Source organism: Streptomyces sp. NPDC037203 (assembly GCF_055605065.1).
The window spans coordinates 457,489-466,767 of the sequence record NZ_JBVJUC010000005.1 but is presented as its reverse complement, the minus strand read 5'-3'; the positions used below and the strand labels follow the sequence as shown (position 1 = coordinate 466,767).

Sequence of the window (9,279 nt, the reverse complement as noted above, 5' to 3'; positions counted from 1 at the left end):
TGTTGAGTTCTCAAGGAACGGTCGCTTCCTTTGTACTCACCCTCTCGGGCTTTCCTCCGGGCTTCCCTTCGGTGTTTCCGACTCTATCAGATCTTCTCGATCCGATTTCCTCGGTGCCTTCCGGTTCCCGCTCTCGCGTTTCCCTTCCGGTGGACCAAACTTTATCAGAGGTTCTCGGGGGGTCTGACCGCCCTCGCCGGCTCCGCGGGGAGCCGGCTTGTGGAGAGCGAGGGCCGGTCAGTCGCCGTCTTCGAAGTAGGCGTCCAGGACCGCGTCCAGCTGCTCGTCCCATTCCTTGAATCGGGAGCGGGACGTGGCGTCGATCTCGATGGGGTACCAGCGGCGGTCCGGGGTGTGGACCGTGATGGTGTAGCGCTTGCCGAAGCGGGGGGTCTCCGACTCCACCGCGGCGATCTCGGCCCACCGGAACTCGCAGGCCTCCTCGTCCAGGCTGAGGCGGACGCCCTTGCGGTCGGCCACGATCCTGGCGCGGCGGTCGGCCGCCTCGAAGACCGGGCCCTCGGCGGACGCGTCGGGCTCGTCGTCGTCCGCGGCGGCCTCTTCAGCTGCCTCCTCGGTGGCCTCCGGTGCCGGGGACTCGGTGGCCGCCGGCTCCGCGGACTCGGCGGGTTCACCGGGTTCCGGCGGCGCGGCCGGCGCCCCGGCCTCCGGCTCCCCCGGCTCCTCCTGCTTCGCCAAGGGCGCCGCCGGGGCCGTGATGCCCGGAATGAAGGCCGGGTCGAAGCCGGCGCCCGTCACGGGCTCGGCCTTCACCGCTTCCGCCTTCAACGCTTCGGTGTTCAACGGACCGCTGTCTGTTCCTATGCGCTGCTCCACGGCGGCAGTATGGACGACTTCCCTGTGCCGGAACCAGTCAGCCCGCGCGTCGCGTCGGCAACTTACGCCGCACCAGGGGAATCGAGCACGGCCAGCGCGTCGATCTCGATCAGCAGGCCGGGCGGAAGGCCCACGTAGACCGTCGTACGGGCGGCGGGCGGCTCGGTGAGGGCCTGGGCCTCGAAGTAGGCGTTGTAGATGTCGTTCATCTCGGCGAAGTGGTCCACGTCCGTGAGGTAGACGCGGAGCATCATCACGTCGTCCCAGCTCGCGCCGCCCTCTTCCAGGACGGCCTGGACGTTGGCGAGGGTCTGGAGCGTCTGCTCGCGCAGGGTGGGGCCGGCCGGGGTCGGGGGCTTGCCGTCCGCGGCGGGCAGGAAGCCGACCTGGCCGGCGACCTGGAGGATGTTGCCCTTGCGCACCCCGTGCGAGAACTTCGCGGGCGGGGTGGTGTGGGTCTTCGGGGTCAGGGCGGTCTTTTCCACGGGTCTGGATCCTTTACGGGTGTTCCGTCACTGGTGTTCTACCGGAGTACTCCGCGCTGATCGCGTCCGCCGTGCGGCGGACCAGCGGGAGGAGGGCGAGGAGTTCGTCGGCCGTGACGACCACGTTCGGAGCGGAGATCGACATCGCGGCGGCCACCCGGCCGTCGGCGCCGCGGATGGGGGCGGCGACGCAGTTGATGGACTCCTCGTGGCCGCCGAGGTCAGCGGCCCAGCCCTGTTCGCGGACCCTGGCCAGTTCCTGGAGGAAGGCGTCGGCGTTCGGGGTCGAACGGGGGGTGTACGCCGGGTAGTCGAGCTTCTCCGCGAGGGCGCGGCGTTCGGGCTCGGGGAGATCGGCGAGGAGGAGTTTCGCCACGGCGGCCACGGTGAGGGCGACCGGCCGGCCGATCCGCGAGTACATGCGGACCGGGTAGCGGCTGTCGACCTTGTCGATGTAGAGGACCTCGTTGTCGTCGTGCACGGCGAGGTGGACGGTGTGGCCGCACTGTTCGTTCAGCCGTACGAGGTGGGGGTGGGCGATCTCGCGGATGTCCAGGTTCTCCATCGCCTCCTGGGCGAGGGCGATGAGGCGGGCGCCGAGGCGGTAGCGGTGGTCGGACTGGCGGTAGACCAGGCCGTGTTCGTGCAGGGTGCGCAGGAGGCGCAGGGCGGTGGACTTGTGGACGCCGAGGCGGTCGGCGACCCGGCCGAGGTCGGCGGGTCCCTCGGCGAGCAGCGGCAGGATGCTCAGGGCGCGGTCGACGGTCTGACTCATGGGGTGTTCGCCTCCTCGGGGGCCCGCGCGGTCTGCGTCCAGCCGGGGGCGAGTCGCAGTCTTCCCCATGCGGCCTCGTCCAGGGCGGCGAGGCGATCGGCGTGGGCGCGGGTGGGGGGCGGGGCGAGGTCGGCGGGGGTGGTGAGGGTGGCGGCGGCGACGAGGTGGCCGTGGCGGAGGCGTTGGGCCGGGGGGAGGCCGCGGAGGGTGGCGGAGAGGTAGCCGGCGGCGAAGGAGTCTCCGGCGCCGGTGGGTGATACGGGGGTGACGGTGGGGGACGGCTCGAAAGCGCGGTGCGCCGCGGCGTGCACGGGGGCCGACGGCTCATGGGCGCGCTGTGCCGGTCCGACGGCAGGACCGCCCGTGGTTCGGTAGAGCGCTGTTGCGCCCGACGCTCCCTGTTTCACCACCAGTGCCTCCGGCTCCGGCAGCATCCCCCTGATCGCCTCCGGGCCCCCCGTCACTCCCCACACCTCCTCCGCCTCGTCCTCGCCCACGAACACGATGTCGGCCCGGCGGGCCAGCTCCAGCAGGACGCGGGCCGCGTCCGTGCGCCGCCACAGCGCCGGCCGGTAGTTGACGTCGAAGGAGATCAGGGGGCGCCCGGCGTCCGGGGCGGTCAGCCGCCGCAGGAGTTCCCGGCACTGCGGCGACAGCGCCGCCGTGATCCCCGACAGGTGCAGCACCCGGCACTCCCGTACCGCCTTCATGTCCACGTTCGCCGCGGACATCGCCGACGCCGCCGACCCGGCCCGGTAGTACGCCACCTCGTGCGCCCCCGTCCCCCGGTCCGCCGCCGTGCGGAAGTAGACGCCTGTCGGGCGGGACGGGTCGCGCCGGACCGTGGAGACGTCCACCCCGTATCCGGCGATCCCCGCGAGCACGCACTCCCCGAAGCCGTCCGCCCCCACCCTGCTCACCCAGCGCGCCGAGTGGCCGAGCGCCGCCATCGCGCAGGCCACGTTGGACTCCGCGCCGCCGATCGCGCGGGAGAAGCGGGGCACGTCGGCCAGCGGGCCGGGGCGGGCGGGGATGAAGGCGACCATGGATTCGCCCAGCGCGACGATGTCCACTCCCGAGCCTCCAAGCGCCGACGACACCGCTCCGTTGACCCGGTGTCGGCGAGATGCTAGACAGCAGTGAGCACCACCTGCAATGACCGTTGCACAGAATGCAATGGCGACCGCGTGCCGGACGAAGAAGGGCTCCCATGGACACCGAAGCGCTCGACCGGCTGGCCGGGGAACGGGTCGACCACCGCTTCAAGGGCCTCCCGCCGGACGCCCACGGGCTCACCGTCGGGGAGCTGGCCGCCCAGCGGCGCAACCTGTTCGACGCGGACGGTGGCTTCACCACGCCGCTCCTCGTCCTGTCCGCCGAGCGCCTCGCGCACAACCTCGCGCTCATGGAGACGTACACCGCCCGCCACGGCCTCGCGTTCGCCCCGCACGGCAAGACCTCCATGGCGCCGGAGCTGTTCCGGCGCCAGATCGAGCACGGCGCGTGGGGGATCACCCTGGCCGTGCCCCACCAGGTGCGGGTCGCACGTGAGTTCGGGGTCCAGCGGGTCTTCCTGGCCAACGAGCTGGTCGACGGCGCGGCCCTGCGCTGGCTCGCCGGCGAGCTGGCCGCCGACCCCGGCTTCCGCTTCGTCTGCTACGTCGACTCGGTGCGCGGCGCGGAGCTGATGGACGCGGCCCTCGCGGGGGGCGCCCGGCCGGTGGACGTGGTCGTGGAGCTGGGCGCGGGCGAGCGGGCCCGTACCGGCGTCCGTACGGCGGCGGACGCGCGGGCCGTCGCCGGGGCCGTTGGGCGGGCGCGGGCGCTGCGGCTGGTCGGCGTGGCGGGGTACGAGGCCCAGGTGCCGGGCGCCGATCCGGTGCGGGTGCGCGCCTGGCTTGAGCAACTCGTCGACCTGGCGGCGGAGTTCGACCGGGACGGGTTGTTCGAGGGAGCCGAGGAGATCGTCGTCAGCGCCGGCGGCAGCGAGTGGTTCGATGTCGTCGCCGATGTCTTCGGCAAGGTTCCCGCGCTGTCTAGGCCCGTGCTCAAGCTGCTGCGCTCCGGCGCGTACGTCTCGCACGACGATGTGCACTACCGCGCGCTCACCCCGTTCAACCGGGTGCCCGAGGAGGGCGCGCTGGAGCCCGCGTTCCGGCTGTGGGCGCAGGTGGTCTCGCGGCCCTCGGCGACGGAGGCGTTCGTGAACGCGGGGAAGCGGGACGTCTCGTACGACCTCGATCTGCCGGTGGCGCGGGTGGTGCGCCGGGACGGCGGTGAGCGGCCGGCGGCCGGCATCGAGGTGACCGCGCTGTCCGACCAGCATCTGTGGCTGCGCACCGGCGCCGACGCGGATCTCCAGGTGGGCGACTGGGTCGGCTTCGGGCTCTCCCATCCGTGCACGGTCTTCGAGAAGTGGCAGCTCATCCCGGTGGCGGAGGCCGACGGGACGGTGGTCGACTACCTCCGCACCTACTTCTAGAGCAGGCGAACAGCGCAGGCGAGCTTCTGGAGCGGTCGGGAGGCCGGCATGGAGGACCTGGTCGTCCGGGACGCCGAGGTGGTCGACGGCAGCGGCGAGCCGTCGTACCGGGCCGATGTGGTCGTCGACGGCGGGCGGATCGTCTCCATCGTCAGGGAGGCCGCGGCGGCGGGGTGCCAGCGCCCGCGTGCTCAGCGCCAGTTGGACGCCGAAGGGCTCGTCCTTTCCCCCGGCTTCATCGACATGCACGCCCACTCCGACCTCGCGCTGCTCCGCGACCCCGACCACAGTGCGAAGGCCGCGCAGGGGGTCACCCTGGAGGTGATCGGCCAGGACGGGCTGTCGTACGCGCCGGTGGACGAGCCGACGCTGGAGGAGGTGCGCCGGGCGATCGCCGGGTGGAACGGGTACGGCGAGGACGTCGACTTCGGCTGGCGCACGGTCGGGGAGTATCTCGACCGGCTGGACTCCGGGTTCGAAGGGCGCGGGATCGCGGTGAACGCCGCGTACCTGATCCCGCAGGGCACCGTGCGGGCGCTCGTCATGGGGTGGGAGGACCGGCCCGCGACCGCCGGGGAGGCGCGCCGGATGCGGGAGCTGGTGGCGCAGGGGATGGAACAGGGGGCCGTCGGGCTGTCCTCCGGGCTCACCTACACCCCCGGCATGTACGCCGACGACGCCGAACTGGCCGGGCTGTGCCGGGTGGTGGCATCGTACGGCGGCTACTACTGCCCGCATCACCGTTCCTACGGCGCCGGCGCGCTGGCGGCCTACGCGGAGATGATCGCGCTGGCGCGGGAGGCGGGCTGTCCGCTGCATCTGGCGCACGCCACCCTGAACTTCGGCGTGAACGAGGGGCGCGCCGGTGAGCTGCTGGACCTCTTCGACCGCGCCCTGGACGCGGGGGCGGACCTGACGTTCGACACGTACCCCTACACCCCCGGCTGCACCACTCTGGCGGCGCTGCTGCCGAGTTGGGCGGGCGAGGGCGGTCCGGCGCGGGTGCCGGAACGGCTCGCGGACCCGGTGACGGCCGAACGCATCCGGCACGAGCTGGAGGTGACCGGCTCGGACGGCTGCCACGGTGTGCCGGTGGACTGGGGGACGGTCGAGGTCTCCGGGGTGGCCGACCCGGCACTCGGCGGGTACGTGGGGCGCACGGTCGGCGAGTTGGCGGCGGAACAGGCCCGGTCGCCCTGGGAGGTGGCCCGGCGGCTGCTGATCGAGGACCGGCTCGGTACGACCGTCCTCCAGCACGTCGGTCACGAGGACAACGTCCGCGCCCTGATGCGCCACCGCGCCCACACCGCCGGTTCCGACGGCATCCTGCGGGGCGCGAAGCCGCACCCGCGGGCGTACGGCACCTTCCCGCGCTATCTCGGGCACTACGTACGGGAGTCGGGCGTGCTGTCGCTGGAGGAGTGCGTCGCCCGGCTCACCGGGCGGCCCGCGGCCCGGCTGCGGTTGCCGGACCGGGGCCTGGTGCGCGAGGGGTACCGGGCGGACCTGGTGCTGTTCGACCCGGAGACGGTCGCGTCCGGCGCCACGTTCGAGGCGCCCCGGACGCCGCCGACGGGCATCCCGTACGTCCTCGTCGACGGCCGCTTCGTCATCGAGGACGGCCGGCGGACGGACGTGCTCGCGGGGCGGTCGGTCCGCCGGACGCCGACGCAGGGGTGAGCGTCGTACCCCCCGCGGCTTACGGCTTGGGCAGGGTGCAGCCGGATGCGCTCAGGTTCAGCTTGTTGCCGGTGGTGAAGCAGGCCGGGATCTGGTACGTCTCCTCGGCGTAGTTGGTGCCCTGGTGGACGGTGACGTTGCCGTTCGCGTCCACCTCGCACGGGTTGTCGACGGTGCAGCGCTGGCCGTCCTCGTTGCCCGTGTTGTTGACGGCGACGACCTTGCCGGTGCTGGTGTCGATGACCGGGGAGCCGGAGGTGCCGCCGATGGTGTCGCAGCTGGAGGTGTAGCGGACCGAGTCCTTCCAGGTCCAGTCGCCCTCCTTCAGCTGGTTCACGAAGCCGTCGATGCTGCAGCTGTAGGTCTTCTTCCAGTACCCGGAGACGACCTTGATGGCGCTGCCCGCGGTGGGGTGGGTGTCGTTCAGGGTGAGCGGGCTGATGCCGTAGGAGCTCTTGATCTGCGCGTAGGTGGTGGTGAGGCGGTAGATCGTGATGTCCGTGTCGGTCATCGTGGAGTAGACGACCTGGTTGGCGCGCAGCGTGGCTATCTTGCTGCCGCTGGCGTTCAGCAGGCCGAAGGTACGGCTGGAGGACTGGCCGGTGATGACCTCGCCGGGGTCGGGGAAGCCGGACTCCAGGCAGTGGCCGTTGCTCAGCACCAGCGCCGGGTCGGTGTCGGCCGAGCCGGGGAAGCGGATGACCGAGCCGGAGCAGTCGCTGAGCGAGACGGTGCCGGCGAAGTCGACGGTGACGGCGGGCGTCTTCGCCTTGGGGGCCGGAGCGGCAGAATGCGGGGCGGGGGCCGCGGTGAGTGGGGCGGCGACCGCGGGGGCCGCGCCCAGCCCGGCCAGGGCCAGGGCGGAGAGCGCGGCGAGGAGAGGCTTGTTCATGTGGGGGTCCCCTCTTACGACGGGAGCGACCGGAGGGATTTCCGGTCGCCCGCAGTTTTGTCATGCGCATTCTCGGCGCAGCGAGGGGCGGGAACAAGAAGGCGGATCAGGCCGTAGGGGTTTCCCTGTGCGACGCCTGTGATCACCGGCGGGCCGGGCGCGCACCCCCGACGCGCCCGCGGGGCCGCTCCGACGGGACGGCGGATTCCGGCGAGAGGCGGAGGGCGCGGGGCGCCACCGGGGCGATACGGGGGCAAAACACCATCTCGCGTGGTGGAAAACACCACCCATGAGCGGCCACGGCGCCCTAAGCTCGCGCGTATGCAGGTGATCCAGTCGACCAAGCTCGCCAATGTCTGTTACGAGATCCGGGGCCCGGTTCTCGAGGAGGCCATGCGGCTGGAGGCGGCGGGACACCGCATCCTCAAGCTCAACACCGGCAACCCCGCGGCGTTCGGCTTCGAGTGCCCGCCGGAGATCCTGGAGGACATCCTCCGCAACGTCTCCACGGCCCACGGGTACGGCGACGCCAAGGGCCTGCTGGCCGCCCGGCGCGCGGTCGTCATGCACAACCAGACCCTCGGCATCGACACCGACGTCGAGCACGTCTTCATCGGCAACGGCGTCTCCGAGCTGATCGTGATGGCCATGCAGGGCCTGCTGGACGACGGCGACGAGGTCCTCGTACCGGCGCCGGACTACCCGCTGTGGACGGCCGCGGTCTCGCTGTCCGGCGGTACCGCGGTGCACTACCGCTGCGACGAGCAGTCCGACTGGATGCCCGACCTCGCCGACATCGAACGCAAGGTCAGCGACCGCACCAAGGCGATCGTCGTCATCAACCCGAACAACCCCACCGGCGCGGTCTACGACGAGGCCATGCTCAAGGGGCTGACGGACATCGCGCGCCGGCACAATCTGCTGGTCTGCTCGGACGAGATCTACGACAAGATCCTCTACGACGGCGCCACCCACACCCCGACCGCGAAGGTCGCCCCCGATCTGCTGACGCTGACCTTCAACGGCATGTCGAAGGCGTACCGGGTGGCCGGCTACCGGGTGGGCTGGATGTCGATCTCCGGGCCCCGCGCCCACGCCGACTCCTACATCGAGGGCCTGACGATCCTGGCGAACATGCGACTGTGCGCCAACATGCCGGGGCAGCACGGCGTGGTCGCCGCGCTGAGCGGGCGCCAGACGATCCAGGACCTGGTGCTGCCGGGCGGCCGGCTGAAGGAGCAGATGGACACGGCGTACGAGCTGCTGACGCAGATTCCGGGCGTGAGCTGTGTCCGCCCGAAGGGCGCGCTGTACCTCTTCCCGCGGCTCGACCCGCAGGTGTTCAAGATCCGGGACGACCGGCAGATGGTCCTCGATCTGCTGCGCCAGGAGAAGATCATGGTGGTGCAGGGCACGGGCTTCAACTGGCCCGAGCCGGACCACTTCCGCGTGGTCACCCTGCCGAGCGTCGGCGACCTGAAGGACGCGGTGACGCGGATCGGGACCTTCCTGGACGGTTACGGGCAGCCGTAGACCGGGGCCACCCCGGTACGGCGGTCCGTAGTCGACAGGCTTCAATCCGTGACCCGACTCAACTTTAGACGAAATCCAAGCTAGGATGGTTTCCTGTCAGCGCACAGGAGGCCGTCCCATGTACGAACCGATCCGCACCAAGTCGGTGCACACCACGATGGCCGGCACCACCTCCGACTTCCCCCACCGGTCGCGCGAGGAGGAGCTGGACATCCAGCTCGCCGGGCATCTGTCCGCACTGCTCGCGGTCACCGACGAGCTGCGCGCGCAGGCACCCTCACCCGACCTCGACGCGGCGGCGGAACGGCTGGTAGCCCAGGTGTGCCGGCTGCGCGGAAGCGAGCCGCTGCGGACGGCGCCGGGCGCCGCCGGGGATCCCGTGGCCCTGCACCGCCGCGCCCACGCGCTGGCCGGCCGGGCCCTGGTGGTCGCCGCCTCCCGCGCGGACACCGCGGTGGCGATCCTCGCCGCGGAGCGCATGGACGCCCACACCGCCGCCCTGGCCGCCCTCACCGACCCGCGGGAACTCACCGCCACCGGCTGATCCCGGTGGGCCGAGGGCCGCCCCCGGCCCGAACCCCGGTGGCCCCCATGA

Annotated in this window: 9 protein-coding genes; 4 read left to right on the top strand and 5 right to left on the bottom strand. The window is 71.9% G+C overall.

Annotated features, from left to right (window positions below):
- Positions 1–237: 237 nt before the first annotated feature.
- From ACZ7EC_RS18185 to ACZ7EC_RS18170, 4 genes are all read right to left on the bottom strand, one after another.
- Positions 238–837: a hypothetical protein gene (locus tag ACZ7EC_RS18185; protein WP_471063594.1), complete on the bottom strand. Its 600-nt coding sequence runs from the start codon at positions 835–837 to the stop codon at positions 238–240.
- Positions 838–899: 62 nt separating this feature from the next.
- Positions 900–1,322 carry a RidA family protein gene (locus ACZ7EC_RS18180; protein WP_471063592.1) on the bottom strand — a complete coding sequence of 141 codons (423 nt, stop codon included), beginning with the start codon at positions 1,320–1,322 and terminating at the stop codon, positions 900–902.
- 13 nt (positions 1,323–1,335) lie between these two features.
- A complete protein-coding gene (locus ACZ7EC_RS18175) occupies positions 1,336–2,097 on the bottom strand; it encodes an IclR family transcriptional regulator (RefSeq protein WP_471063590.1) in 762 nt (253 codons plus the stop codon).
- The gene (locus ACZ7EC_RS18170; protein WP_471063648.1) at positions 2,094–3,143 is read right to left on the bottom strand and encodes a sugar kinase; all 1,050 of its coding nucleotides are present in this window, start codon (positions 3,141–3,143) and stop codon (positions 2,094–2,096) included. The genes ACZ7EC_RS18175 and ACZ7EC_RS18170 overlap by 4 nt, the downstream gene beginning before the upstream one ends.
- A gap of 164 nt (positions 3,144–3,307) precedes the next feature.
- On the opposite strand from ACZ7EC_RS18170, the gene ACZ7EC_RS18165 reads away from it, so the two are divergent.
- Together ACZ7EC_RS18165 and ACZ7EC_RS18160 are read left to right on the top strand one after the other, a co-directional pair.
- Positions 3,308–4,579: an alanine racemase gene (locus ACZ7EC_RS18165; protein ID WP_471063589.1), complete on the top strand. Its 1,272-nt coding sequence runs from the start codon at positions 3,308–3,310 to the stop codon at positions 4,577–4,579.
- 48 nt (positions 4,580–4,627) lie between these two features.
- Positions 4,628–6,259: an N-acyl-D-amino-acid deacylase family protein gene (locus ACZ7EC_RS18160; protein ID WP_471063587.1), complete on the top strand. Its 1,632-nt coding sequence runs from the start codon at positions 4,628–4,630 to the stop codon at positions 6,257–6,259.
- Between the two features lie 19 nt (positions 6,260–6,278).
- Here ACZ7EC_RS18160 and ACZ7EC_RS18155 read toward each other — a convergent pair whose 3' ends face one another.
- Positions 6,279–7,151 (bottom strand): S1 family peptidase, encoded by an 873-nt coding sequence (locus ACZ7EC_RS18155; RefSeq protein ID WP_471063585.1) that lies wholly within the window; start codon positions 7,149–7,151, stop codon positions 6,279–6,281.
- A gap of 321 nt (positions 7,152–7,472) precedes the next feature.
- On the opposite strand from ACZ7EC_RS18155, the gene ACZ7EC_RS18150 reads away from it, so the two are divergent.
- A complete protein-coding gene (locus ACZ7EC_RS18150) occupies positions 7,473–8,684 on the top strand; it encodes a pyridoxal phosphate-dependent aminotransferase (RefSeq protein ID WP_471063583.1) in 1,212 nt (403 codons plus the stop codon).
- A 118-nt stretch (positions 8,685–8,802) separates the two neighbouring features.
- Complete coding sequence (locus ACZ7EC_RS18145) at positions 8,803–9,228, top strand: SCO4983 family protein (RefSeq protein WP_471063582.1); 426 nt, start codon at positions 8,803–8,805, stop codon at positions 9,226–9,228.
- Positions 9,229–9,279 lie beyond the last annotated feature (51 nt).